Raw genomic sequence first — 24,712 nt, 5'->3', positions numbered from 1 at the left:
TGCGCTATGCTATCGATCCTACCAAAATTCACAATGAATTAGGATGGCTGCCGGAAACGAAATTCGAAGACAGAATTAAAAAAACGATTCAGTGGTATCTGGATCATAAAACATGGTGGGAAACCATTATTTCGGGGGAATATCAGAATTATTATGAGAAGATGTATGTAGATCGCTAGAGTGTGTGTGGAATTGTTTTCTGGCAGTTGTGCGTCGCAGTTTGTGGAAAATTTGTAACGGATGAAGGGTGTGGAGCAGATTAGACAACTTGAATTTTGAACAAATACGGCGGACAGTGGCGCGCATACAGATGGCAGGAATGAATTTTCAAACATGTTTCAATGATTATGATCTCAGATAAGGAGTGAACAAGATATGAAAGTATTAGTTACCGGCGTTAAAGGACAGCTTGGCCATGATTGCATGAACGAGCTCATTAAACGAAATCACGAAGCGATTGGTGTTGATATCGAAGAAATGGATATCACCGATTCCACTTCTGTAAAAAACGTGTTAAACCAGGTGAAACCGGACGCTGTCATCCACTGCGCCGCATGGACTGCTGTGGATGCTGCTGAAGATGAATCGAATAAAGAAAAAGTTCATTTGGTAAATGCTGTTGGTACGGAAAATATTGCAAATGTCTGCAAGGAACTTCACTGTAAAATGATGTACATTTCAACAGACTATGTATTCGATGGCCAGGGAACTGCTCCCTGGCAGCCAGACTGTAAAGATTATAAACCGTTAAATGTCTATGGGGAAACTAAGCTGGCTGGAGAATTGGCAGTGTCACAAACATTAGATAATTATTTTATTGTTCGAATTGCCTGGGTGTTTGGTAAAAATGGAAATAATTTTATAAAGACTATGCTGAATGTTGGTAAAAGATTTGAGGAATTGAAGGTTGTCAATGATCAAATTGGAACTCCGACTTATACTTTTGATTTGGCTAGGCTTTTGATTGATATGATTGAAACAGAAAAGTATGGATATTATCATGCTACTAATGAAGGTGGGTATATTAGCTGGTATGATTTTGCGAAGGAAATATTCAGGCAGGCTGTTGCTTTGGGGCATGATGAGTATAGTGAGGAACGATTGAATGTGGTTCCGGTTAGTACGAAGGAGTATGGGGTTTCTAAGGCTGCCAGGCCGTTTAATAGTCGGTTGGATAAGGGGAAATTGGGGGTAGAAGGGTTTGAGAGGTTGCCGGAGTGGGAGGATGCGGTTGGGCGGTATTTGAGGGATATTGAATTATGATGTTGAGGGTGTAAAAAAATTCTATAATACAAAATGGATTGTTAAAAAATTTTAAAGTGGTTTAAAGAACCGGTATGGAGTTTTTGAAGAAAAGTCTTTAAATACTGCTCTTTTATGATATGATTGGACTGGAAGTTCTTAGCTGAGCTTTCGGTCCTTGTTTTATTTATAACAGCACATACTGTTGCATGTCAAGATCAGGCGAAAGTCCGCCTGTAAAAATTTTTCTTTCTTTTGGACAAAAATTAATAAATTTTATTTGGCCGTATTTCTTTAATCTTAGGCTCAAGCAGATTCAACCCCGAGCATTAAAAGCCAGAATTGTTCTTCCGTTAGGTCAGGGGCATCTACTATGTTCTGGGCTAGGAAAGGGATCCATCTTCAAATCGTTTTTAACAGTCATTTCCCGTCTATAAGAGTCCTTTCATACCATCTTTGCGTCGTCCACAGAACAAAAAGAGAGTTCCTTTTTCGAATGAATTCAGATCATAGCGGGAACCAATCACCTGTGCCTATCCATCGATTCCCTTTCGGAGATCAACGAATCCACATACGATTACAATTTGCCGAATATCTGCAGTATCATTAAGCATTGGAAACTCCTGTAGAATTCGGCTTAGAAGACAATCTGATATCGCGCATTAGATAATGTTGCAGTTGCTTTGCTTGTTTTTAGTAAGGTAAGCGCTTAATTTTCAGCCGTTAATAGAAAAATATCCGGCTACTTTTCAGTAACCGGGGTACCTTGGCAATTCACATATCTTTGGTTATTGATTTGAGCTTACTGCTCTGCGTTCAATCTCAGATTTCACATCCTCGTTCCATGGTGCCAGAAGTTCTAACTTCTCATCACGCATGCTATCATTTGGCATTTTTTCAAGTAGATAGGTCAGATAGTGATAGACATTTACTCCATTTGCTTTTGCCATCTCAACCATTGTGTATACGATGGCACTGGCCTGAGCACCGTTTGGGGTATCGCAGAACAGCCAGTTTTTGCGCCCTACTGTAAACGGACGGATTGTATTTTCGCTGAGATTATTTGAAAAACTGCACCTTCCATCCTCCAAATAGGTTGTAAGACAGGGGCGTCGGTTTTGAATATATGTTACTGCCTTATCCCTTCTGGATCCTCTGACCGGAGTTTGTTTATCAAGACACGACAAAAGCCTTCTACTATCGTCTGTTCTTTTTCAAGACGTGCCTTTTTGACAGCATCGAAGTATGAGTACTTTGCCTTAATAACATCTTCCAACTGGAAGAGCTGGTTGATATACATGATACCCTGCACAGAGGGCTGGGTATCATCCAGCTGTTTTCCTTTCGGGATCGCCTCTGTCAGGTATCTCCTGATATGTGCCCAGCAAGCTGTTCTTTTTGCACCGGGCACTTTATTGTATCCGCTGTAACCATCGCAAATCAGATAGCCTTTGAATCCCCGAAGGAATTCAAAGGCATTGTCCCCGGCACGGGTCGGCGAATACTTATAGAGGATGATCGGCACACCACCATCTTCCCCGCTGCGGAAAAGCCACATGTAAGATTTCGTCTGGGCACGACGGCTTTCTTCATGCAGGACTTGAAGGGGTTTTTCATCCGCCATTGCAAAACTTCTTCCCAGAAGTTTTCTGTGAAAGTATTCATACATTGGACGGAAATTGCCTCGGAATTGCGGATCACCCAGTTAGCCATAGTCGCGCGTGTGATTGCAGTACCATACTGTTTCCAGTCTTTTTCCTGACGGCAATATGGAAGACTGTTACAAAACTTCTGGTACATGACCCATGCAACCGTACCGGCAGACGCCATGCCATAAAGCATATGTGGTTTTCCATCTTTTCCTTTTTTATAATTGGAAGGTCCCGCTTGCTGCACTGAGGACAGCTGTAATTAAGGCTGTAGAACTCGACGACTTTCAGTTTCGCAGGAACAAAGACCAGTTCACGACAGACAAACTCTTTACCAATCTTAACCAACGGTGTATTACAGGCAGGGCAAAGTTTATCTTCATCTTTCAGATCAAGATATTTCTTTGTTACTGGAATCCCTTTGAAACGCTCGGCATCCGCTGCTCTGTTTTTTCTTTTTTAGATGCTTCTGCAGGAAGCATGGCTGCCAGTTCTTCTGCTTCTGCAGCCGCAGGATCCTTTTCCCTTTCTGCTTCATTAAAAAGATTTAACTGTCCCGGAAAATCAACAGGGTGTTTTTCGCTGGAAGTGCCAAAAAGCTTTTTGCGAAGAAGGTTCTATCTCATCTTTTAGATTATCCCTCTCCTCCATAAGGGCCTCTTCCCGTTTGTTGGCAGCATCGACAGTTGCCTGAAGTGTGTTTATCATTTTTTTAAGATCTGTGATCATATCTTTCAGCTCACGCAGCTGAAGGTCTTGGAAACTGTCTGCCACTGCTTTTCCTCCCTGTTTTTGATACCCCTATTATACCAGAAAATAGGTGGTTTTCATAGAAAAAAGACCGTTAAAACATCTGAAAAATGCCGAGACCACAAGGAAATACAGCATTTTTATGTGCAGATTTCAAGGCGGGATTTTATGATGTTTTGATTGCTTTTGGCTGCTCTATATCAATGCCTGACATCAGCCAGTCGAACTCTCTCCATGTAAGATTTCCTACCTCGGACTTGTCTCGTGGCCATCGGTAGGTTCCCTGTGCAGTCAATCTTTTATAGATCATGACGATCCCGTCAGGTTCTTTTAAGATTGTTTTGATCCGATCACATTTGCAGCCACAAAAAAGATAGAGTGCATGGTCAATCTCCATGGAAAACTGCTCATGGATAATGGCACATAAAACATCGATCGACTTGCGCATATCAGTTCTCCCACATTTCCCTTACATTAGAGTAATGTGGGTTATTCTCATGATATTTTTATCCTCATCTTTTATCAGAATTCTTTGTCTACAAGGAATTATGCCTTCAAGTATGCGGATAAAAAGTTTTGTGCAATAATGAAATCACTATAAATTCCGAAGGGATGGTGATTTCATGGATTACAATGCAACTGTTGACAAGGTAATGTATCTGTTGAAACAAAAGGGGGTATGTTCCAGTAGTCGGAATTCTCATAAAGACTGCTACTTCTCTTTTACACAGTTTCTGGAACAGATGAAACAGGAATACTCAGAAGAAGGATAGCTGGCTGGCCTGGATGAAAGGCAAAATTCCCAGGCAGAGATGTATGGTATGGAACCAATACATGTACCAGCTTGAAGAAATGGCTGCAACCGGAGCAATTTCAGATCGGCGCTTATATCTTAACAGGTCGAATTACGAAAAACTTCCATCCACATGGAAAAAAGATTTGGATAGCTATCTTGATGACTGCAGGAGCAGATATACGCCTCGTACGTGGGAACTAACCCGCATTTATTGTTCTGAAGTACTTTTGTTTCTTTCTGACATCGGAGTCATGGATGCCAAAGGGGTAACATACAAGGCTATTACCGAACTTGTAGAGATAAATATGTATTGCTCTGTTGAGAGCAAAGCAGTCCTTCTCAGATATACTGCGGGAATGATGTGGTTTTGGGGATGAGAAGGTTTGTGTTCCTATGGTTTTGCATGGATGCTTGACAGGCGGATCTATCCCCATGTCGGGAAGTTGGAAGATTTCTCTATGTTTAACGAGGATAAGATCAGGCAGGTGCGAGATAAAAGCAGTGAGTTTCCGGCAGATGAATTCCTGGAAACGATAGGGCCTTTTATAGAAACACTGGTAAAACATGGATACGTAGGAACAACGCTGCATCTTACCAGACATTCACTGACGGCATTCTATTTATTTTTAGCTGTCCATGCACTTGGCTATCATCCAGGTATCATGTGGTCCTGGTTCTCTGAAGTCAGTAGGGAAATGGTGAGTATTCTGACACTTTTGAGCCACCGAATCCGATACAGAGAGCCATGCAGTCCGCGTCCCGGAGCGGCCCATGCAAAATAAGCAATCCGCTATAGAGAGCCACTTTTGAAAGTATTACAATGAAGATACGGTACAACCGTAATACTTACGAAAGGGGGACATACTTATGTCCAAAGAGAAACAACTCTTACAGCTCCGTGCGAAAGGCTACAGCCAGCGGAGAATCGCGGATACACTGAAAGTATCCCGTAATACTGTAGCAAAAGTTTATAACGCCCTAGAAACACACCCTATTCCGGAGGACATTCTCACCTCCAAAACGGATCAGGAAGTGCATGGGCGGCTGTTCCCAGAGGATTTACAATCTCCAGTTCTTGTCACACCTGATTATGATTACATTCATAAGGAAATGCTGAAAAGCGGTGTGACATTAAAGCTCCTTTGGGAAGACTATGTGGATTCCTGCCGCCGTTCAGGCAAACCACCCTATATGTATTCTCAGTTCTGCAAGCTTTATCAGGATTACGTGAATCAAAACCACCTCACCATGCATATCCGCCATAAACCCGGTGATAAGTTGATGGTGGACTGGGTGGGAACGCCCCTGCCGTTCAGCATGTACTGTTTTACAAAAGCCTGCCTTACCATGAAAGAAGAAGACTGGATTAACGTGCATATCAGTATGTATGAATATTTTGACGCTTCCACAAGATTGCTTATACCCGATAATCTCAAGACCGGAGTTCTCAGCCACAAAAAATACGAAGACCCTGTTATCAACCGTGCATATCAGGAACTGGCCGATTATTATCAGACTGCGCTCCTTCCTGCCAGAGTTCTTGCTCCGAAGGACAAAGCAGCCGTAGAAGGCACGGCGGGCCAGGTGACTTCCCACATCATTGCCAGACTCCGTAACCGTCAGTTTGTTGACATATACGAAATGGATTCTGCCATCAGAAAAGAACTGGACCGGTTCAACCGTGCAGAATTCCAGAAGAAGGACGGAAGCCGGTACTCCATATTTATGGAAGAGGAACTGCCTTTTATGCAGCCGCTTCCTGGCTATCCATATGAATTCGCCCAGTGGAAAACGGCAACTGTGCAGTTAAACTACCATATAGCTATAGATAACCAGTATTATTCCGTTCCCTATGAGTATGTAAAAAAGAAAGTGGATGTCCGGTATACAAAGAGCATGATTGAGGTTTTTTACAAAGGCTCCCGTATCTGCAGCCATAAACGTCTCTACGGCCGTCGAGGTCAGTATTCAACACTCATAGATCATATGCCCTAAACCACCAGCTTTACAGTGAATGGGATTCTGCACGTTTCTTAAAATGGGCATCCGCTATCGGGACATCCACAAAGGAGGTAGTACAGAAACTGTTTGATTCCTACCGGGTGGAGGAACAGGCCTATAAGGGCTGTTTATCCCTTTTGAAACTGCGGATAAATACTCGGCGGAGCGTCTGGAAAACGCATGCAGTCTTGCACTTATCCGGATTCCCAGCCCCCGGTATAAAAACATCCGGCTGATACTGGAGGCCGGCCAGGACAAAAAAGAGAGTAACCATGCAAAAATTTCTCCCCCGTCGTCTGAATCCATTCAGCACGCTTTTGTAAGGGGCGCAGCTTATTATGGAGGTGGAAGCCATGAGGAATGAAACTATAGCAAAGCTCAAGGCCATGCGTCTCCCTGCATTCTCAGAAGCCTATCAAAAACAGGCTGAGAATGAGATAGAATACCAGTCACTGTCCTTTCATGAACGCCTTGCCCTGATTGTTGATGCAGAATACGATTTTCGTCATAACAATAATATTAAGCGATTGATTAAAAATGCACGGTTTGCAAACTCCTCCGCTTTTCTGGGCAATATCGAATACCTGCCAGACAGACATCTAAACCGCGAACTTCTGGAAAGTCTGTCGGACAATGAGTATATCCGTCAAAGTCTGAATGTCATTCTTGTGGGTGCTACTGGCTGTGGCAAAACTTATATTTCTAATGCACTCGGTGTCAATGCCTGTCAGTCCGGCTATAAAGCAAAATATATCCGCCTTCCGGAACTGTTCAGTGAATTTGAAGCTGCCCGGATACAGGGAAAATACCAGCAGCTTATGAAGCAGCATCAGAAATATGCACTCATGATTCTGGATGAATTCCTTTTGGTCCCTGCCACAGATACCGAACAGCGCGACCTTCTGGAACTAATGGAATACCGCTGCGGCCGTTTCTCTACAATTATCAGTTCCCAGTTTACCCCAGAGGGCTGGCATGAACGCGTAGGTGGAGGCGCCCTGGCCGATTCCATACTAGATCGGATTATACCATCTGCTTATACCATGGTGATTGATGGTGATGTTTCTATGCGTCAACGTAAAAGGTTGATTCCTTAATGCTGTAATTATCGGTTAGGGAGCCATCCCGATGGGATGGCTCCCACCATCAACGTACTGGCTCTGCATAACGGACAGAGTGGCTCTATTTAAGAAGATTGGGTGGCTCTGCCACCTCGGAATATTCACCATCCTCAAAGGGTGACATTATTTTTTGTCAGGTACTGGCAATGGAGCACTTACATGCATGAAGGCCGTCTCCCGGAATAATCTCAATACTAGCATAAAGATAGGCGAAAAAGAGCGCCTGCTCTTAACATGCCTGTAAGATACTGTTAAATATAAAACAATGGCAAAAACCTGGTATTCTTGCTTTTTGCCATTCATTATCATAGAAGATCCTTAATTACAGACTTTTCTTCATAGTCTCCACCTCATTAATCTAGACACAGGAGATATCATTTATGCCTATGTATTTGTTCGTGTTTCTTCGGTGGTGTCGCCAGGATTTTCGAGTACCTGTCACCTACTACCACATTGTGGAGCCAGACCCTAGAGTACCTTGATGAGAATTTCCCCTCGAAGAAGGTCATACTGTCTTATTACTATTACCTTCATCTATGCACAATATTGTTTTCAGCTATTTCTTTATTAACTTTTGTTTTACTGTATTCACGATTTGTTTCTGTATAACTAACGTTGTAATCACAAAAGCACCACCGTAAACAAAGAACTCAATAATCATATTATCAATTATAGCAGTAGAATAGAATACCAACATCAAAACCAGCATATAACTTATATTCTTCCATCGTCCACAATTATATTTCTTCACAAGATATCTTTCTATAAATATATACCAGAAAATCATGGTTAAAATCGATGCCGCGGATATGGAGCTTGTCGTTTTAAACATGTAATATGCAATACCATTAGTTACAGCTGAAACAACTAATACTAAAAGGCTCTTTAAGAAAAAATCAAAACTCTTTCCAAGCACTTTATAATAGTTATGCATGATAACCGTAACACATGTACTGATAGCAAGACCAGGAAAGATAATCCTGAAAATAATTAGTGACTCTGTGTAATTCGGCAAAAACCACCTTACAAACCAATTTAATGGATAGTATGCTATGAGTGCTCCATAAACAATAATAAGAATCGTACCTATCAATATTTCATATCTATCTTTTAGCTTATCTAGACTTGATCTCTTTAATGTTGGATAAAGTACAGTTGCTACTGCTGAAGTTGCTACCGTAACTAAAGAAAGCATATTGTATGCAAAAGCATAAATAGCGTATTCTGATCTAGTAAAAAGAACACTTACAAACTGTTTGTCCAATGTCAAAATGAGTGATGAGCAAACATTTGCAAAAAGTAGTGGAAAACCACTAGCTATCAAATCCTTTATTTCTGTAGTAGTATTCTGAAGTGACAGATGTTTTCCAAAAACAATATCCTTATAAGTACGAATATACCAGAGTGTCAAGATAATATTAACACCTAAAATAGAGTAAATATAAATTTGGTAACTTATTACAAAGCCTTTTTTATACAAGAAATAGAATACTCCAACTGTAATAATATTTGCTACAGACTGAATAACTTTACGTGCAGAATATTCTGTAAATCTTTGTGTAATCTGAGAAATTTGTTGAAAATATCCAGTAATATTTATAGCTATCATATTTATTGCCAATGCTATACAAATAAATTTAGTTTCAGGAGATTGAATAAATGCGCAAGAACTTAGAATTATTATAACAAAAATTAGATGTATAATTAAATACCAAGCGAAATAGCTCCTAAACCTAGGTCTTTCCATACTCTGATAATCTTTATCACCATATTTAAGTACAATACCATCAATAATTCCAAGACTTAAAAAACCAACATACGTCAAATACAGTGTAAACGTTTTATATACACCATAATCATTCACCGAAAGAAGTTTAGGCAACAAAAAACCTATAAATACTCCGGAAACAATTGATGTTATGTTACTTAGAAACACCCCAATGAAATATCTAATAAGTACTTTACTTTTTTTCATTAATATCTCCTAACATACTCAAAATTTCATCAATATTATTTTCGTCAATAGGCTGTTGAAAAAAAGTTTTGGGAAATTTTCTTAAATCTACACTGAATATATTTGCATTCAACAATCTATAGATTACTTCCTTACTAAATCTGTATTTAATAATTCTAGCGGGCACTCCACCTACAACTGCATATGGAGGCACATTTTTTGTTACAACTGCTCCTGCAGCTATAACCGCACCTTGGTAAATGTGAGTGCCTGACATAATTAAAGCTCTATCTCCAATCCACACATCATCTTCAATCACTATTTTACCTTTTGTTCTATTTGGTGACAAGTCATCAAAAAAATATTCATTTACTGGAAAAGTAATGATATGATTAATCTCATGCTCTCCAGAAAGCAAAAAACTGCACTTGTTTGATATGGAACAATAAGATCCGATGATTAGTGCTTCTTCTTTAGATGCCGAAGTATCTATGTTTAGTGCACCATATGTCTCTCGTCCTACAGAAATCTTTCCCGATTGAATCATTTTTAAAACATTTTTCCCTCTATTTTGACCAATTCTAGTATGATTATGTTTATTCTTTTTTTTCCAAATAAGTTTAATTATAATATTTTGAAAAATCTTAATCATTTTTGCCCTCTACGTATTCTGGAAGTGCATGAATATAGTCCCAATAAGTTTTGTATGTGTCATCTCCAGCTTTGAATGGAACCTTATAACTTATTTTATGTGCGAATGTTTTTTTACACCACTGATCCATTTGTTCTCTATTATATATTTTATTCATATTTTCCTGCAATTTAAAAACAGCAGTATTATTAATCGGAACTTGATTCACCATTCTTCTTGCCCAATCAAAATTGTCATATGCTAGGCAAATAGTGACATCAATGAGTAGATAAGCCATCAAGTAGTTATGGTTGCTCCAATACAAGTATAATGATTCCTTGCAAAAAGAAATCAAAGGATTTCCCTTAGTAGAAGCCAAGAAAAAGCCACTCCATAATCCTCTACATACATGAAAATCAGCATACTTATTATGTTTTATTGAATAAAAAGGATATTTATAGATTTCTTCTGGCAGATTTCCAGTAAATAGCAATGTTGCATCAACCCAAAATCCTCCATATTTTTCAAGAAGTGCAAGCCTTAAGATATCTGAAAAATGAGTTAGTGTAATGAGCTTTTTATCTAGTTTTTTTATTATATAATCTGGAATATTCACATATTTGAAATAATTTTCTTTTGTAATCACTTTTATTTTATCTGCACCACTTTTTTCTTTTACAGATTTTATACAAGCTTTAACCGCATGTGGTGCATTTTCTATTCCTTGCCACCAAAAGATCCAACAATTTCCATCCGCTGAAATAACATCATTTGTAACATTTATATTTTTATACGTCCTAATCAACTCTGAGAACTCTAAATTGCATTTTTTCTCAACATTGGCATATATGCGACAATTTAATTTACGTCCAATTTTTGTTTTATTACCTTGAAATATTATCTTATAAATAAAATTCAACGTACCAAATTTAATCCCAAATATCTTTGCGAGATTAATATCTTTTTTTATTTCGTCCTTAGCAATATTTAATTTGTGACTGAAATTTGAACTCACTTATTTTCCTCCTTCACTGAAATATCACTCAAAGTTGCTAACATCATAAAAATCCATAATGTCATAATATAATTAAAACCTTCATAGAAGAAATAGCATACAAGAATTCCAATTAGTGCAATATTCGCAAATTTTCCTACTGTATTATTAGTGTTGCACTTTCGCAGTCTACTTATTGCTTTTGTCAAAATTTTAGTCAAAATCAATAACCCAATAATTCCACATTCATGTATACAAGTAAAAAATTGATTGTCGATTGCTCCTGTCCATATGAAAGCTCCATTTCCTTTTATTACTGGATGGATTGACAGAAATATTTTATCATAGTTCTTTCCACCCCCCAAAATAAATCTTAGCAAATTCCCTTCTAAAAACCAATATTTTAATGAACTAATCACTGTTTCAAGACGGACAATCTTACCTTCTCCTGCCTGCAATGAACCAATTATACGTGTAGATATGTAATTATACATATACCCTACTAAGTCGTATCCCAAAAAATTCAGCACAATAATACCTAATATAAAAACACCAGCAAAAATAAAATATTTATTACTAATGGTTTTCTTGTTTGGCTTTAGCAAATATATAATGACTAGTTCACAGACAAATGCAATCCAAACGCTTCTGGTTTGATTGACTAAAATATTATAGATTATCAATATTTCAGCTAATAAATTGAGCCATTTTCTCTTTAGCGGAAAGAAATAAAGTGCCGTCCAAAAGAGTAGTAACATAGTACCACATATAATAGATCGACTAAAAATTAATTGAATTCTGTAACCATTTTCTCCTATATCTTGCCAGCCAGAACCTGCTAGCTGAAGTATCGGTCGCTTTAATATACTTTCAAGAACACCAAACATACATAAAAAAATACCCATGTTGCGAAATACTTGTAATATTTTTTTCGGTTCGGCCCAATAAAATGCCGTTAATGAAACAAGTGCAATACCAAATTCAATTATATAATTTCTAGCATTTTCAGCATCATACAAATTATTCGCATTAATAATAGTAATAAAAGATAGATATACAAAATAAGCAACGCAAATTCCTCCCATATACCCATATTTTATTAATATTTTTTTTCTATAAATTATGGGAAACAGTAGAATTAATACTGAAAATCCACCAATATTTGTCATAGAAAACAGTGCGATAAAAATTATTATAGATATACATAATATTTCAGAATTTGTAATTTTAGTTTCTCTCTCTCTCATCATATTATACCTACAATAAATTCAATAATAGTCTTAATTCAAATGAACGTGTTGCCGATCTATTTGCTATTTCTCTTTTATCTATCTTCAGCAAATAAATTTTAGAAGCGAAACTCTTTCTATAAGCAGATAAATTTAACAAAAAACTCTTTTCACTTTCATCGTGGATATTATTATTCTTTAGAACCTCTCGTACAAAAACATCTAGCGGATTCTTCTTGCTTTCAACAACCCACCGGTTATATCTCTGCTTTAATCTCTTTGCAAACCCCTTTTTTTCTTTCCCTACTACATTGTTTTCATGCATTCTTCTTGAGAACCAAATATTAGGATCGTAAATCACTTTTCCATTTGCAAAACCCACTATTAATGCAAGCATGTCATGCATCGGAATACTTGAATATCTCTGCTCACATATTTTTTTTGCTAGTTCTACGTTGAAAACCATTGCACATCCTGGAGCCATACCACAAATCAATTCAGAGCGAATATTCATTCTCTCACTATTTATGATATCGTCCTCAGAAATAATGTCTCCTTTCGCATCAATAGAGCGTCCCCTACAAAAGTAAATAGCGGGTCCATTAATATCTTCCATATGCTCTATGGCTACCTTTATTTTATCTTTATCCCATATGTCATCTTGATCGCAAAAAGCATAGTAGTCATAATCTAAGTGTTTTGTTAACAGATTTATAAAGCTTTTTGAGGGACCAATATTTTTGCGATTTTGACATATCAGATATCTATCATCATATATACACTGATTGATTATGTTCCAAGTTTCATCACAGCTACCATCATCGCGTATTATTACAGTTATATTCTGATACGACTGATTTTGTATACTGCTTATCTGTTCTCTTAAAAATTTTTCTCCATTGTATGTAGATAATAAAATCCCTACTGATTTATCTTCCATGTTTACCACCTGTTTCTATTTTTTTATTCAAGCAGAATGAATCAGTTTCAATATATCCATTGTTCTTTCTATCCCACTCTTTATGTCGTATTTCATTGTCCATCCAAGTGATTTCAGTTTTGTGCCATTTAATCTCGCCTTCGTTGCGACGCTATAGCCAGCCTTTTCTATTTCATCAGGAAGTTCAAAAACAACTTTCTTACCCACATGACTTGCTATGATTGTCGCTAAGTCCTTCAACATAATATCTCCAGCTTCGTCAGCAATATTATAAGCTTCTCCACGCTCTCCACAGAGCAACACAGTCAATAACCCTGCAACCGCGTCTGCAACATATGTATATGAATAATACTGTGTGCCAGCACTTTTTAGCACAATATCTTCTCCTGCAATTCCCTTATTAATAAACTGTGAAATCGCCTTGGTATCCGATAAAAGCATTGTAGGTCCATAAGATCTAGTGAGTCTTGGAATTACAAAATCTATTTCTTCTTTTCTCATATATGCTTGACACAATGCTTCTCCGCAACGTTTACTTTCAGGATATCCTGCACGCAAAGTATTTGAATTAATATATCCGCAATAATTTTCATCAAAGAAATCTACATCTCCTCGATTTTCACCATACACTTCATTTGATGAGGCAAATGCAAATCTAGTTGTATGATGATTAACAGCAAATTGGAGCAAGTTATTCGTTCCAATAATATTTGTTGTTACAGTACCGATCGGGTCTATTGAATAAGAAACTGGATGAGTATTACTCGCAAGATGTAGAACATAATCAACTGTTATATTAGTTTCCATCTCTAATGGCACATTCATGTCATGCGATATGAATTCAAAAATCTTATTGTCCCAGAATTCATTAAATCTATCTCTTGCTTTGTCAACATTTCTGCCGATTGCAAAAATTTTACAGTTTAGTCCATCTTCATTTTTCATCATTAATGTATCAACAAGAAAACTTCCAATAAGCCCCGTTGCACCAGTTATTAAAACAGACTTATTTTGCAATTTTTCCCATGGGAGTTTTAGATTACTTACATATTCAACATCTTCATTTAGTAATTTGTTCATGTCATCACTCCTTACTTCAGCCACTTATCCTGTTCTTGTAATAAATACGCCTTAAACATTTCAAGATCATCTTTTGTAGTTAGTTTGATATTCTTATCTGATCCTGCTGCAAAATACAAACGATGTCCAAGTTCTACCATCATAGTATTAGCATACGCTGAACCATAAATTCCAATTTTTTTTTCAAACGCTTCATGATATCCTTTATTGATCAAATCAAATTTATAAGCCTGGGGTGTAGATACACGACGCAATGTCTCTCTTGGAATATATTTCGTAGTAGAAATTTCATCATCAACCACAAAAATCTGCTCATTGTAAGGCAATGAAGTAACCGCATTACCATACTGCTGGCATTTAGTAATTACATCGGAGAGGACTGTTTCATCAACTAAAGGTCTAATACCATCATGAATGATTAACACATCATCAGCTGAACATATATCCTCAAGGTTGTATATGCCATTTCTTATAGATTCCTGTCCTGTTTCTCCACCAGAAATAACCCACTTAAGTTTTGAAATATTAAATTGTTTTGCATAAGCCCAAAGCACATCGTGCCATCCTTCGATACATATAACTTCAATCGCATCTATTTGTGGATGTCTCTGGAAACTTTCTAGGGTATAGATAAGCACTGGCTTGTCGTGTACATTAATAAATTGCTTTGGAATATCCTGTCCCATTCGATGGCCAGATCCTCCAGCGATAATCAAAGCTACATTCATTTTACTTCTTTCCTCCCTTAAATTGTCACTCCACCGATTTCAAGTGCTCTTTTCGAATTTTTAAAGTCCTGATATGCATTCACTTCATCATTTACAACTTTGCGCCAATCTCTCCATGTATCATTACCAGCAGAGATATCATCTATAAATTTTTCTAATTCTTGTAGTGATCCAATTTTGTCTCCAGTCCGATAATGATCAGGGTTTTCTACAGCAAATCCCCGCCCATCTTTGTATTCTTCAAAGTCGTCAATAGTAAATGCAATAGGTTTATCTACAAGCATAAAATCATAAAATACAGATGAATAATCTGTAATTAGAGCATCTACACTTCCCAACAATCTATATAAATCAAGCTTCGTTTTATTAAAATCATCGCTACTTTGTAAAATAAGATTTGTCATTTTTTTTGTATTAAAGCCATATATGTCTTGCATAGGATGCAATTTAACCCAAAGTATCACATTCTTCTTCGCTAGATATTCATTAAGAGGTTCCAATTCATTGTTCTGAACAACTGGCAACACACTATCTGCATTCTCGACATCGTTGTAACCAAGAATTTTAGATTTTCGGAATGTCGGCATCCATATAATTATTTTTTTTCCACTCATGCCAAGAGCATCCTTAGAATAACCATTAATCATCACATCCGTTCTTGGTTGACCACAAATGGATATTCTCTCTGAACCACAATCAAATTCTATCCCCCAAAATTCTCGAAAACATTCAGCAGTTGACAGCGCATTTGTGTAATATGACTTACTATAGTTATTCGTCATTTCCGCGTTCTGTCGAACATCCGTTCCTTTAAATGGCGATCCATGCCACATTTGTACAACTTTTTGATTACCTGATGGATAAATGGGTAGTTTGCCAAATGCATAAAATACATGTCCCGCTATTAGAAATGTCAATACAGCTTTTGTATTACTAATTACCTTGACGTTAAAAGGTGCGCTCTCTACAAATTTTTCATTCTGGCTTCGAATAATCATATATTTGTTACAATAGCCATTCTGTACCATGTATTCATAAAGATACACCACATTATCGCGAAACCCCATATTACTATATAGCAGAACAATTGACTGATTTTTGGGTATGATTTGATTTAGTGCTGATATTCCTTTGAATATAGTATTTGTTAACAACATTTTCAGTTTTACATTCTTAATCATTCCCAACCTCTTTATTTACTAGATATAAGTTTCTTAATTTATCTGCAGCATCCTTAATACTAAACCCAGCTTTTTTGAGTTTCATATATGCTACCTTCTGTGACGCTTTTCTATCAAGAAAAATACTCTCTAATAATGTATCTTTCCAAATCGAGATGTCACTATTCAAACTGATTTTCCTGCAGTAATCTGTAACAACCACTTCGCTTGTAACTGTATCTGAGAGCAAACACGGCAATCCTGATGCCTGTGCTTCGAGCACTGATAATGGTAACCCCTCCCATAAAGATGGAAACAGAAAAAGATCAAATGCACTTAGCCAATCAGCTACATTTGATTGCATCCCCACAAAATAGATACAATCTTTTGAGTCGATTTCTTCAGCGAGTGACATATACTTAGTTTTGCTTTCGCCGTCGCCTACAAATACAATTGCAAATCTATTATTATCTCTTGATGCATAATCGAAAAGCTTTAACATAAACGAATGATTCTTTTGTTCTCCATTCATTTTCCCGACATTTCCTATAAGCAGTGTTTCTTCTTTTATATCTAATTGTTTTCTTATTTGATCCCTTGCATTTTCATTATAGCAATACTTTTCTATATCAATCGCATTAGGAAGAATAGAATATCCTTTTCTTAAAATCCAATCACCAGCTTTATCAGAACACGCAATCCCATCTGTATAGAGTTGTTCAAAAAGCGGCCGTAAAAAATAATTTAATTTCTTATAAGAACAAGTTGAATTATGAATATGCACTAAACGTATTGGAACTCTATTAATAACCGCAGGAACCAATTCAAGTGTTCCTGTTGCGCTATTGCAGTTAAGGTGCAATACATCATATTTTCCATTTTTCAAGATTCTATTTAAGTTTCTTGTATATTTAATTATATTCTTTCTTGTGCCCAAATAAAAATATTCAGAACCACCTCTATCTAATTCTTCTTTTATTTCCTCATCTATTTTATTTGTTGATGCAAAATCTATCTGAATGCCGGTCAAATCCATATTTCTATAATAGTTAAGCATTACAGACGCCAAACCACCATAGGGAACAAATGCAGTTGTGATAACAATAAGAACCTTAGTCTTAATCATCAAAACATCTCCTCCACCATCTTCTCTAACTCCGCATTGAACTTTGCATTATTACTTTCCTGTGCCACGGACATCGACTTTATAAGTTCGTCATACTGGTTAATCACATCACCAAGATTCTCTATATCTTCAACTACAACAATAGAACCATATCTCTCAGCAACAGCTTTACAGAACTTCACCTGATGGTCATTTACATGCTCATCATATTCTGACTGTCTTGGTACAACGATTGGAATCTTTCCAATTTGAAGTGGCAAGATAAAGCTGGATGGTCCACCATGTGTAATAGTAATTCTTGCTTTATCAACATTGAAAATCATCTGTTGATATGGAATCCATTGGCTCCATTTGCAATACTTTGGTTCATATGTAGAAAATCCCGTTTGAATCAATACATCTTCCTGAATAATTTCGTTACCTTTTAAATTATCAATACACTCAACTAAGCGATTAAACTGCTGTTCATGTGTTCCAACCGTTACAAATATCATCTGTTTTCTGCTCCTTAAAATATACTGCCCAGATTAACCGCCTTGGGATAAATCTTCTTCATTTCTTCCCATTCAACAATGAACTTATCTACAATCGGATAAACCATTTTTCCTGAAAGTGTTGAAGCATCTATTCTGTCGAATACTTCTATGTAAATCAGTTTTGCTCCGAATAGTTTTCCTAGATAAAAAAATGGAACTGCAACTGCTGCTCCAGATGAAATTAAAACATCCGGCTTTTCTTTTCGAAGTACTTTCCATGCTATCACAGTATTCTTGATAAGCCCTTTTAGGCTACGATTTGTCGGATAATAGCATGGATACATCTTTTCATTCGCTAAAAGAGATTGCGCATCAGGTTTATCAAACGTAACCCAAAATCGTTCTTTGTTTTCCCAGAAAGGTTTCAACATATATAAATGTGTTAAATGTCCACCACTTGATCCTACCAGACATACTTTCATTTCTTCACTACTCCCTCATTTAACTTTCTATTCTTCACTGATTCTCCGTCCGATTCTTTCGATACAGAGTTGTTCCTATATTAGTGTGCTTGCATATTATTCCAAATGGTTATTACACCGCATCATAATCCATCCTCATACATCAATAATTTACTATATAAATTTTTATTATCTTTAACCTTTATAATATAAATACGTAATTATATTATATATAACAAATCCATTCTCCTAACTCGCATGCCTATCCCCAAACAAAACCCCCACCGTCTTCACCAATATTTTAATATCCATCCCAATATCCCAACTATCAATATACTTAGAATCCAACTCCACAACCTCTTCGAAATCCGTAATATCACTTCGCCCACTAACCTGCCAAAGCCCAGTCAGCCCCGGTTTCATACTAAGCCTCTTTTTATGATGAGATTCATACTGCTGAAATTCCCCCACAGTAGGCGGCCTGGTTCCAACTAAACTCATATCCCCAAGCAGCACATTAAAAAACTGAGGAAATTCATCCAAGCTAGTCTTCCGAATAAATTTACCAACCCTGGTAATACGAGGATCATTATCCATCTTAAACATAAGACCACTCATCTTATTCTGCTTCATAAGCTCTGCTTTCCGTTCTTCCGCATTAATATACATCGAACGATACTTAAACATCTTAAAACGCCGTCCATTTCTCCCAACCCTTTCCTGCCTAAAGAAAATTGGTCCTGGAGAATCTATTTTTATAATCAATCCAAGTATAATAGTTAATAATACTGTGAAAATACTTCCAACCAACCCACCTGCAATATCCATAGCCCTCTTAGCAATATTCTGTATAGGAGAAATTTCTCTTCGGCTGGAAGCCAACGTCGTAAACCCACCTATTCTGATAATTCTTTCATTCGCCAATTCCATCCCAAAGTTAGCTAAATTGATATATAACATACTCCCTATATCACTAACCAGATTAATTAACTTCTGAAAATCATCATTTTTCATATTACCATCTAAAAAGACAGCATCTACCACATTCTGTATAACATACTGACGAACTGTACCATGTCCTGCCACCACAGGAACACCCGCAATCGTTTGCCCCGTCATCTCCTTATCTAAGATCGCACAACCAAAAACATCATAAAACCAATCATCGTTTTCATTCATGCTCTTAAGAATACCATCAATCTTATCAGAAGTAGTGATCACCAATAGTCTCTGGCTTGTTCCATTCCCTTTATGCTTGGTATTAAAATATTCTTTATACCAATAACGGACGATCCAGTCAAATACCACTTCCAACACATAAAACACAATAAATACTGTCCGTGAAAACTCTCTTCCTTTGCCAAGCATATATAAGATCACAATTAATAGTGCCACTTCAAATGTATTAATTTTTAATACATTCCGAAACTCCCTGTAGTGACCTCGGTGAGACATATCCTGATATGGTTCTAAAATCTTAATCAATAAAACCCGCAATACCACAAGCAAAAAGTATCCCAGTAAGAAAACGCTGCTCTGAAACACTTCTATATTGCCTGTTCTTAAGTATATACACAAGAAATAAACTGCCGTCAGTATTGCAAATTCAATTAATGCTATGTAAGTTCTATATAATTTATTTGCACGTGGGTTCATTCATAACTCTCCCGTTTCCTATTAATATAAACTAATTTCCCGCTACTGCCTCTTTTGCTGCATTTTGAACATCTTTTTCCCCGTAACCATAGCCATAGTAACCACCATATTTCTTACCATAATACTTACCATAATAGCGGCCATAGTAACCTTTGCCATCCATATCAACTTTATTCAATACTGCTCCAAGGATTTTACATCCACTCTTCTCCAACTGCTGTTTTACCTTCTGAGCAAATTTATAACTAATTATATCCGCTTCAATTACAAATACTGCACCATCACTTACTGTGGAAACTATAGCTGCATCAATGATACTTCCCAAAGGTGGACAATCAATAAATATGTATTCATACTCCGGACGTAACCGGGCAATTAAATCTTCAAATTTATCACTTCCCAATAACTCTGATGGGTTCGGTGCAACCGGTCCGGTAAAGATGAAATCCATATTTTCAATATTTGTACCGCACAGACAGTCATCCAGTGTACATTGTCCAGTCAAATATTCAGACAATCCCTGTACTTTTTTATCCGCCTGATATCTGGCAACGGTTACTGATTTACGAATATCTGCATCGATCATCAGCACTTTTTTTCCTGCTTCGGCCATAGAACTAGCAAGACGGAAAACCAGCGTTGACTTTCCTTCATTCGGAAGGCAGCTTGTAAATGTTACAACTTTAATCTTTTCTCCACAAAATTGTATGTTGGTACGAAACGTTTTAAATGCTTCGCTAGTCTGGAAATTTAATGATTCAATTTTTTCAAATATAACTTTTTTCATAATCTTCTCCTTACCGCCTGAATGGTAATCTTCTCTGTCTGGATTGTTTCTTATTTTTATCACCAGTTGGTATTGTTCCTAATGTTGTAATTCCGAGATACTTCTCTATGTCATCTGCAGTTTTAATGGTATCGTCCATCATGAAGATTAATATTATAATAAATGCAGCGACAACTGCGCCTAAAAGACCTGCTATAGCACAATTTTTCACGGTACTCGGACTGCTCTGTGTTTCTGCGATATGCCCTTTTTCTACGATACTTGGTTTATCTTCCTGTTTCATAATATCAGCGATCCGATCTGAAGCAACCTCTGCTATTTCATCAGTAATTTCCTTTGCCATTTTAGGATCCGGATCTGTAACCGTAATTGATATAATACGCGTATCAGCGGGATTAGTGATCTCAACTTTCTTTACCATCTGTTCATATTTCAAATCTAGCCCCAGATTCTTAATCACTTCCTCTAAAACCGGACGACTCTGCACTAATATAGAATAATCTTTTGTTAGCTGCGAACCCATCTGTATATCAGCCAGGGATGTAATACTTGTAGACTTTGATAAAATATACAGCATTGATGAAGATTTAAACTGAGGTGTAATCATGGTCTTTGTGAATACTCCAGCAACTCCGGCACATACTATCATTGCCAGCACTATAATCCATAATTTGTGCAAGAGGACAAAGAATATTTCTTTTAAGTCAATTTCCACTTCGTCGTTTTGTAATTGATTGGTTTCCATTCGTAAATTACCTTTCTCTAAATGTATTTATTTTGTAAAATGCATTCGGGATTGTCTACTAATAATTTTTTGATCTGCGCAGAATCGCAGATGGTTCCCAGATGCTGCAATGACTCTTTGATTTCCGGATTGCGGTGACCTGCATCGTGGCAGTCTGTTGCAAGGAAATCGATATCGCCATTTTTTATCAATTTCAAATGTCTTTTCACACTTGCATGATTCATTTGAAGTAATGCCCCTGCGTTTTTCAGCTCTTTTAAATTCTGGGGATTATCCATTACATTTTTATAGCGTTCTACGTGGGCTATGATCGGGATATATCTGGCACGTAAAAAGCCTGCTACTGCTTCGTAAATTTTACGATAGGATTCATCTGTCCTGAATTCTACCAGTACATAACGGCTGCCTGCCAGGGTTAATGCCTTTCCTTCTTCTACTCTTCTGATGATTCCGTCTGAACAGAATAATTCATTTCCTAAGTAGAGTTCAAAATCTGGATATTTTTTGCGTATTATTTTCTGTGTATCTCGCAGAATCTCTTCTAACTCTTCTTTACTCTTTTTATGATGACCGATATGGTAATGAGGGGTTGCAATCATTTTACGTGTCCCCTGCTGATATGCAGTGTCTATCATTTTCATGGTAGTTTCCATATCTTTCGAACCATCATCTACACCCGGTAATATATGGCTGTGTATATCTATGTAATTTGTAATGTCTATTTTAGATCCTATCACGCTTCTTCTAATCTTGCGTATTACCATGATTGCGATTATAATTCCTAAGACAATCAGTGCCCCAATTGCTACTGCAGGACCTTTATTTGCAAGGATGCTGGTTAAGCTGTTCCCTTTATTTTCCTGGTTAATTGCAGATGGATCATCTTTATCCGTAAGACCTTTTTTACCTTCTGCACTCTTAATTAATGAATCTATGTAATCCTGTTCTTCTTTGGATGTATCTGTGTATACACCATCATCCAGTTCAGGTTCTTTCTTTTTCTCTGCAATATCTGTTTCTTTTTGAGATTTATTTGATGCATCTTTGGCTTCTTTATTTCCATTGCCATCAGTCGAATTTATAGATGAAGATGCATTTTTATCTGAATTATTTGAATTATCTTGTCCATCACTCGATACACTAGATCCATTGCTATTCGTATTACTTCCCGGTTTGTTTGTATCCGGTTTATCTGTATCTGTTTTATCTTTATCATTCTTATTATTTGGTTTTTTCTTATCGCCTGTTCCAGAACCGTTTCCATTGCCGTTATCGCTTCCCGATGTATCAGGTTCTGTTGATGGCTGTCCCGTTCCTGAGTCTCCTCCATCCGTCGGAACCAGATATCCCTGATTCACGCCGCTGCCTACAGAAGCATTCATCTGTCCAATCAATTCATCAGCCTGTGCTTTTGTCAGATCAACCCCATCTTCTTTTAATTTCGCCTTTAGCATTTCAAGATACTCGCTTCCGGCTACGTATGATCTCCCATTATAGGTAAATGTCCCACTTGCTGCTTCAATAATACTTGATTCCGGTCCATTTATGTCACCAGCGCACACTGTCATCGTCATTACTGCCGACAAAAGTATAGGCGCAAATATAATGGGGGTTTTCCACTCTTTCATTTAAGGTTCCTCCGTCTGTCTTGGATAACTTTTCCTTTCAATTCTATTTCAGGTAAAAAGCAGAGGCACCATTTTCAGGCACCTCTGCCTTCTAACTTTGGTTTAAAATATCAATAGATATTTATTATTGTACTACTTCCAGGTAATTTCTGAATACTTCATAAATTGCATTAGCTGCTTCCGGTGAATTTTTAATTACTAATTCTCCAGCAGCATTTTTAGTAATGGCAACTTTGTTTCCATTCATATTAAATACTACCTGACTGTTTTTTGCAGAGATGTCACTAACATTATATGTTTTTCCACCTCTTTCAACCTTTAATCCACTATCAAATTTGTATTCTTTGTTGCCTAAAGCTGCAAGTCCTGTACCTATTCCATCAAGAAGTTTCTGGATTTCTTGTGAACTCAAACCACGAGCAAAAGTTAGTTTCACAACACCAAATTGTTTACCATTTAAACTTGGGAACATATCCTGATCCCCTTTCATAAATGTAAATCCATCTTTTCCTAATGTAACATGGTAGGTCTGTCCATTCATCTGAACATTAAAATCTTTTGCAATATTCGGGAAATTACTTCCTGCTACAGTAACAAGATCACCAACAAATCTGTTTAATGTTGCTCTGATTTCATCTGTTTTATTTGGATCCCAGGACATCTTTCCATTTACAAACAATTCGATTGTATTACTTGTACTAAGATTTTTCTTAACTGCCAATTTGTTAATTGTAACGCCATTTACTTTTACATCTGCAGCTGCTGTTTTCTTACCATCTGCTGTTGTAACTGTAATCTTTGTTGTACCTGCTGTTTTAGCAATTACATAACCTGTAGAAGAAACTGTAGCAACGCTTGGGTTACTGGATACAAATGTAACAGATTTGTTGCTTGCATTTTCAGGAAGTACATTAGCTGTTAACTGAGCTGTGGTGTCACCAAAAGCATCGTCAGTAGAAAGAACTAAATTAGAAGTATTGAGCGTTACTCCTGTTACTGGCTGAACAACTTTGATCGTAACAGTGTCAGTAACAACATTTTTATTTCCATCTGTCAATTTTACAGTAATCGTTGCCGTACCAGGACCTACTGGTTTAACCATGAATGCACCTTTAGTGGTTTTTTCAACAATAGCAACTGCCTTGTTACTTGTCCTGTAAGATGTTGTTCTTACAGTACCATCAGATGGTGTAACTACAGCATTTAATTTTGTCCTTGCTCCACCAGCTGTTAATGTACTTCTGGTAGCTTTCAGGTCAACGTTTTTAACATTTACTGTTTTTCCTACTTCGATCTTAACTTTCGTACTTTTTTTGCTTCCATCTTTAGCTGTAATGGTGATATAAGCTGTACCTTTACGATGTGCAGTTACAATATCATTACTGCTAACGGTTGCTACATCAGGTCTGTCAGTCTTAAAGGAAAGGTCTTTGTTTGTAGCACTTGAAGGTGATACCTTGGGACTTAACAGAAGTTTTCCACCTACTCCCATCTTGATAGTTTTTGCTTCAGGGACAATAGATGATACATAACGCGGTTTAACAGTTACAGTGATTTT

At 37.1% G+C, this 24,712-nt stretch carries 24 protein-coding genes and 7 pseudogenes; 7 read left to right on the top strand and 24 right to left on the bottom strand.

Translation table 11 applies throughout. The features are described 5' to 3' along the window. Positions 1-179 (top strand): annotated as a pseudogene (locus ACH2DQ_RS10945) (dTDP-glucose 4,6-dehydratase); the annotation flags it as partial. Between the two features lie 30 nt (positions 180-209). Here the strand turns inward: ACH2DQ_RS10945 and ACH2DQ_RS10940 are convergent. Continuing rightward, a pseudogene (locus ACH2DQ_RS10940) lies at positions 210-335 on the bottom strand (hypothetical protein); the annotation flags it as partial. A 40-nt stretch (positions 336-375) separates the two neighbouring features. Here ACH2DQ_RS10940 and rfbD point away from each other — a divergent pair. Next, positions 376-1,263 (top strand): dTDP-4-dehydrorhamnose reductase, encoded by an 888-nt coding sequence (rfbD, locus tag ACH2DQ_RS10935; RefSeq protein WP_394914401.1) that lies wholly within the window; start codon positions 376-378, stop codon positions 1,261-1,263. Positions 1,264-2,030: 767 nt separating this feature from the next. On the opposite strand, the gene ACH2DQ_RS10930 is transcribed toward rfbD, so the two are convergent. The 7 genes and pseudogenes from ACH2DQ_RS10930 to tnpB all read right to left on the bottom strand — a co-directional run. Continuing rightward, a complete protein-coding gene (locus ACH2DQ_RS10930) occupies positions 2,031-2,192 on the bottom strand; it encodes a transposase domain-containing protein (RefSeq protein WP_394914417.1) in 162 nt (53 codons plus the stop codon). 87 nt (positions 2,193-2,279) lie between these two features. Continuing rightward, positions 2,280-2,866: pseudogene (locus ACH2DQ_RS10925) on the bottom strand (IS66 family transposase); the annotation flags it as partial. Between the two features lie 119 nt (positions 2,867-2,985). Continuing rightward, positions 2,986-3,042 (bottom strand): annotated as a pseudogene (locus ACH2DQ_RS10920) (hypothetical protein); the annotation flags it as partial. Positions 3,043-3,194: 152 nt separating this feature from the next. Then, positions 3,195-3,239, bottom strand: a pseudogene (locus tag ACH2DQ_RS10915) (hypothetical protein); the annotation flags it as partial. Between the two features lie 59 nt (positions 3,240-3,298). Next, positions 3,299-3,445 (bottom strand): annotated as a pseudogene (locus ACH2DQ_RS10910) (hypothetical protein); the annotation flags it as partial. A gap of 10 nt (positions 3,446-3,455) precedes the next feature. Next, a complete protein-coding gene (locus ACH2DQ_RS10905; RefSeq protein WP_394914400.1) occupies positions 3,456-3,665 on the bottom strand; it encodes a hypothetical protein in 210 nt (69 codons plus the stop codon). A gap of 142 nt (positions 3,666-3,807) precedes the next feature. After that, positions 3,808-4,092, bottom strand: a pseudogene (gene tnpB / locus ACH2DQ_RS10900) (IS66 family insertion sequence element accessory protein TnpB); the annotation flags it as partial. A 172-nt stretch (positions 4,093-4,264) separates the two neighbouring features. On the opposite strand from tnpB, the gene ACH2DQ_RS10895 reads away from it, so the two are divergent. From ACH2DQ_RS10895 to ACH2DQ_RS10875, 5 genes are all read left to right on the top strand, one after another. Continuing rightward, the gene (locus tag ACH2DQ_RS10895) at positions 4,265-4,414 is read left to right on the top strand and encodes a hypothetical protein (RefSeq protein ID WP_394914399.1); all 150 of its coding nucleotides are present in this window, start codon (positions 4,265-4,267) and stop codon (positions 4,412-4,414) included. Positions 4,415-4,427: 13 nt separating this feature from the next. Continuing rightward, positions 4,428-4,814, top strand: a complete 387-nt coding sequence (locus ACH2DQ_RS10890; protein WP_394914398.1) for a hypothetical protein — start codon at positions 4,428-4,430, stop codon at positions 4,812-4,814. An 81-nt stretch (positions 4,815-4,895) separates the two neighbouring features. Then, positions 4,896-5,219 carry a hypothetical protein gene (locus tag ACH2DQ_RS10885; protein ID WP_394914397.1) on the top strand — a complete coding sequence of 108 codons (324 nt, stop codon included), beginning with the start codon at positions 4,896-4,898 and terminating at the stop codon, positions 5,217-5,219. 85 nt (positions 5,220-5,304) lie between these two features. After that, entirely contained in the window at positions 5,305-6,432 is a 1,128-nt protein-coding gene (gene istA / locus ACH2DQ_RS10880; protein WP_394914396.1) for an IS21 family transposase, read from the top strand. Positions 6,433-6,791: 359 nt separating this feature from the next. Continuing rightward, complete coding sequence (locus ACH2DQ_RS10875; RefSeq protein ID WP_395026722.1) at positions 6,792-7,535, top strand: ATP-binding protein; 744 nt, start codon at positions 6,792-6,794, stop codon at positions 7,533-7,535. Positions 7,536-8,115: 580 nt separating this feature from the next. On the opposite strand, the gene ACH2DQ_RS10870 is transcribed toward ACH2DQ_RS10875, so the two are convergent. From ACH2DQ_RS10870 to ACH2DQ_RS10795, 16 genes are all read right to left on the bottom strand, one after another. Next, a complete protein-coding gene (locus tag ACH2DQ_RS10870; protein WP_394914394.1) occupies positions 8,116-9,534 on the bottom strand; it encodes an oligosaccharide flippase family protein in 1,419 nt (472 codons plus the stop codon). Then, positions 9,521-10,165, bottom strand: coding sequence for a CatB-related O-acetyltransferase (locus tag ACH2DQ_RS10865; RefSeq protein WP_394914393.1), 645 nt, complete (start codon positions 10,163-10,165; stop codon positions 9,521-9,523). Before ACH2DQ_RS10865 ends, ACH2DQ_RS10870 begins: the two co-directional genes overlap by 14 nt. Then, complete coding sequence (locus ACH2DQ_RS10860) at positions 10,158-11,159, bottom strand: capsular polysaccharide synthesis protein (protein WP_394914392.1); 1,002 nt, start codon at positions 11,157-11,159, stop codon at positions 10,158-10,160. Before ACH2DQ_RS10860 ends, ACH2DQ_RS10865 begins: the two co-directional genes overlap by 8 nt. After that, positions 11,156-12,388, bottom strand: coding sequence for an O-antigen ligase family protein (locus ACH2DQ_RS10855; RefSeq protein WP_394914391.1), 1,233 nt, complete (start codon positions 12,386-12,388; stop codon positions 11,156-11,158). Before ACH2DQ_RS10855 ends, ACH2DQ_RS10860 begins: the two co-directional genes overlap by 4 nt. 7 nt (positions 12,389-12,395) lie before the next feature. Next, on the bottom strand, positions 12,396-13,307 hold the full coding sequence (locus ACH2DQ_RS10850; RefSeq protein WP_394914390.1) for a glycosyltransferase: 912 nt from the start codon (positions 13,305-13,307) through the stop codon (positions 12,396-12,398). 27 nt (positions 13,308-13,334) lie between these two features. After that, complete coding sequence (locus tag ACH2DQ_RS10845; protein ID WP_394914389.1) at positions 13,335-14,387, bottom strand: NAD-dependent epimerase/dehydratase family protein; 1,053 nt, start codon at positions 14,385-14,387, stop codon at positions 13,335-13,337. Positions 14,388-14,398: 11 nt separating this feature from the next. Beyond that, the gene (locus ACH2DQ_RS10840; RefSeq protein WP_394914388.1) at positions 14,399-15,115 is read right to left on the bottom strand and encodes a 2-C-methyl-D-erythritol 4-phosphate cytidylyltransferase; all 717 of its coding nucleotides are present in this window, start codon (positions 15,113-15,115) and stop codon (positions 14,399-14,401) included. Between the two features lie 17 nt (positions 15,116-15,132). Further along, positions 15,133-16,296 carry a CDP-glycerol glycerophosphotransferase family protein gene (locus tag ACH2DQ_RS10835; RefSeq protein ID WP_394914387.1) on the bottom strand — a complete coding sequence of 388 codons (1,164 nt, stop codon included), beginning with the start codon at positions 16,294-16,296 and terminating at the stop codon, positions 15,133-15,135. Further along, a complete protein-coding gene (locus tag ACH2DQ_RS10830; protein ID WP_394914386.1) occupies positions 16,289-17,401 on the bottom strand; it encodes a glycosyltransferase family 1 protein in 1,113 nt (370 codons plus the stop codon). Before ACH2DQ_RS10830 ends, ACH2DQ_RS10835 begins: the two co-directional genes overlap by 8 nt. Beyond that, a complete protein-coding gene (locus ACH2DQ_RS10825) occupies positions 17,401-17,895 on the bottom strand; it encodes a glycosyltransferase (protein WP_394914385.1) in 495 nt (164 codons plus the stop codon). Before ACH2DQ_RS10825 ends, ACH2DQ_RS10830 begins: the two co-directional genes overlap by 1 nt. 14 nt (positions 17,896-17,909) lie before the next feature. Then, the gene (gene pssD / locus ACH2DQ_RS10820) at positions 17,910-18,359 is read right to left on the bottom strand and encodes a PssD/Cps14F family polysaccharide biosynthesis glycosyltransferase (protein WP_394914384.1); all 450 of its coding nucleotides are present in this window, start codon (positions 18,357-18,359) and stop codon (positions 17,910-17,912) included. A gap of 228 nt (positions 18,360-18,587) precedes the next feature. Further along, positions 18,588-19,994 carry a sugar transferase gene (locus ACH2DQ_RS10815; RefSeq protein ID WP_394914383.1) on the bottom strand — a complete coding sequence of 469 codons (1,407 nt, stop codon included), beginning with the start codon at positions 19,992-19,994 and terminating at the stop codon, positions 18,588-18,590. A 31-nt stretch (positions 19,995-20,025) separates the two neighbouring features. Then, on the bottom strand, positions 20,026-20,781 hold the full coding sequence (locus ACH2DQ_RS10810) for a CpsD/CapB family tyrosine-protein kinase (RefSeq protein WP_394914382.1): 756 nt from the start codon (positions 20,779-20,781) through the stop codon (positions 20,026-20,028). 10 nt (positions 20,782-20,791) lie between these two features. Beyond that, positions 20,792-21,526, bottom strand: a complete 735-nt coding sequence (locus tag ACH2DQ_RS10805) for a YveK family protein (RefSeq protein ID WP_394914381.1) — start codon at positions 21,524-21,526, stop codon at positions 20,792-20,794. A gap of 17 nt (positions 21,527-21,543) precedes the next feature. Further along, on the bottom strand, positions 21,544-23,154 hold the full coding sequence (locus ACH2DQ_RS10800; RefSeq protein ID WP_394914380.1) for a CpsB/CapC family capsule biosynthesis tyrosine phosphatase: 1,611 nt from the start codon (positions 23,152-23,154) through the stop codon (positions 21,544-21,546). 124 nt (positions 23,155-23,278) lie between these two features. Continuing rightward, the coding region (locus ACH2DQ_RS10795; protein WP_395026712.1) for an Ig-like domain-containing protein at positions 23,279-24,712 on the bottom strand (1,434 nt) is incomplete at its 5' end.

This window comes from Robinsoniella sp. (genome assembly GCF_034124845.1).
Note: the sequence above shows the minus strand (reverse complement) of the source record. Positions and strands in the feature narration are given on the sequence as shown.

Coding starts and splice junctions, on each gene's coding strand:
- rfbD (WP_394914401.1), top strand. CDS start 376: ATGAAAGTATTAGTTACCGGCGTTAAAGGACAGCTTGGCCATGATTGC.
- ACH2DQ_RS10930 (WP_394914417.1), bottom strand. CDS start 2,192: ATGGCAAAAGCAAATGGAGTAAATGTCTATCACTATCTGACCTATCTA.
- ACH2DQ_RS10895 (WP_394914399.1), top strand. CDS start 4,265: ATGGATTACAATGCAACTGTTGACAAGGTAATGTATCTGTTGAAACAA.
- ACH2DQ_RS10890 (WP_394914398.1), top strand. CDS start 4,428: ATGAAAGGCAAAATTCCCAGGCAGAGATGTATGGTATGGAACCAATAC.
- ACH2DQ_RS10885 (WP_394914397.1), top strand. CDS start 4,896: ATGTTTAACGAGGATAAGATCAGGCAGGTGCGAGATAAAAGCAGTGAG.
- istA (WP_394914396.1), top strand. CDS start 5,305: ATGTCCAAAGAGAAACAACTCTTACAGCTCCGTGCGAAAGGCTACAGC.
- ACH2DQ_RS10875 (WP_395026722.1), top strand. CDS start 6,792: ATGAGGAATGAAACTATAGCAAAGCTCAAGGCCATGCGTCTCCCTGCA.
- ACH2DQ_RS10870 (WP_394914394.1), bottom strand. CDS start 9,534: ATGAAAAAAAGTAAAGTACTTATTAGATATTTCATTGGGGTGTTTCTA.
- ACH2DQ_RS10865 (WP_394914393.1), bottom strand. CDS start 10,165: ATGATTAAGATTTTTCAAAATATTATAATTAAACTTATTTGGAAAAAA.
- ACH2DQ_RS10855 (WP_394914391.1), bottom strand. CDS start 12,388: ATGATGAGAGAGAGAGAAACTAAAATTACAAATTCTGAAATATTATGT.
- ACH2DQ_RS10850 (WP_394914390.1), bottom strand. CDS start 13,307: ATGGAAGATAAATCAGTAGGGATTTTATTATCTACATACAATGGAGAA.
- ACH2DQ_RS10845 (WP_394914389.1), bottom strand. CDS start 14,387: ATGAACAAATTACTAAATGAAGATGTTGAATATGTAAGTAATCTAAAA.
- ACH2DQ_RS10840 (WP_394914388.1), bottom strand. CDS start 15,115: ATGAATGTAGCTTTGATTATCGCTGGAGGATCTGGCCATCGAATGGGA.
- ACH2DQ_RS10835 (WP_394914387.1), bottom strand. CDS start 16,296: ATGATTAAGAATGTAAAACTGAAAATGTTGTTAACAAATACTATATTC.
- ACH2DQ_RS10830 (WP_394914386.1), bottom strand. CDS start 17,401: ATGATTAAGACTAAGGTTCTTATTGTTATCACAACTGCATTTGTTCCC.
- ACH2DQ_RS10825 (WP_394914385.1), bottom strand. CDS start 17,895: ATGATATTTGTAACGGTTGGAACACATGAACAGCAGTTTAATCGCTTA.
- pssD (WP_394914384.1), bottom strand. CDS start 18,359: ATGAAAGTATGTCTGGTAGGATCAAGTGGTGGACATTTAACACATTTA.
- ACH2DQ_RS10815 (WP_394914383.1), bottom strand. CDS start 19,994: ATGAACCCACGTGCAAATAAATTATATAGAACTTACATAGCATTAATT.
- ACH2DQ_RS10810 (WP_394914382.1), bottom strand. CDS start 20,781: ATGAAAAAAGTTATATTTGAAAAAATTGAATCATTAAATTTCCAGACT.
- ACH2DQ_RS10805 (WP_394914381.1), bottom strand. CDS start 21,526: ATGGAAACCAATCAATTACAAAACGACGAAGTGGAAATTGACTTAAAA.
- ACH2DQ_RS10800 (WP_394914380.1), bottom strand. CDS start 23,154: ATGAAAGAGTGGAAAACCCCCATTATATTTGCGCCTATACTTTTGTCG.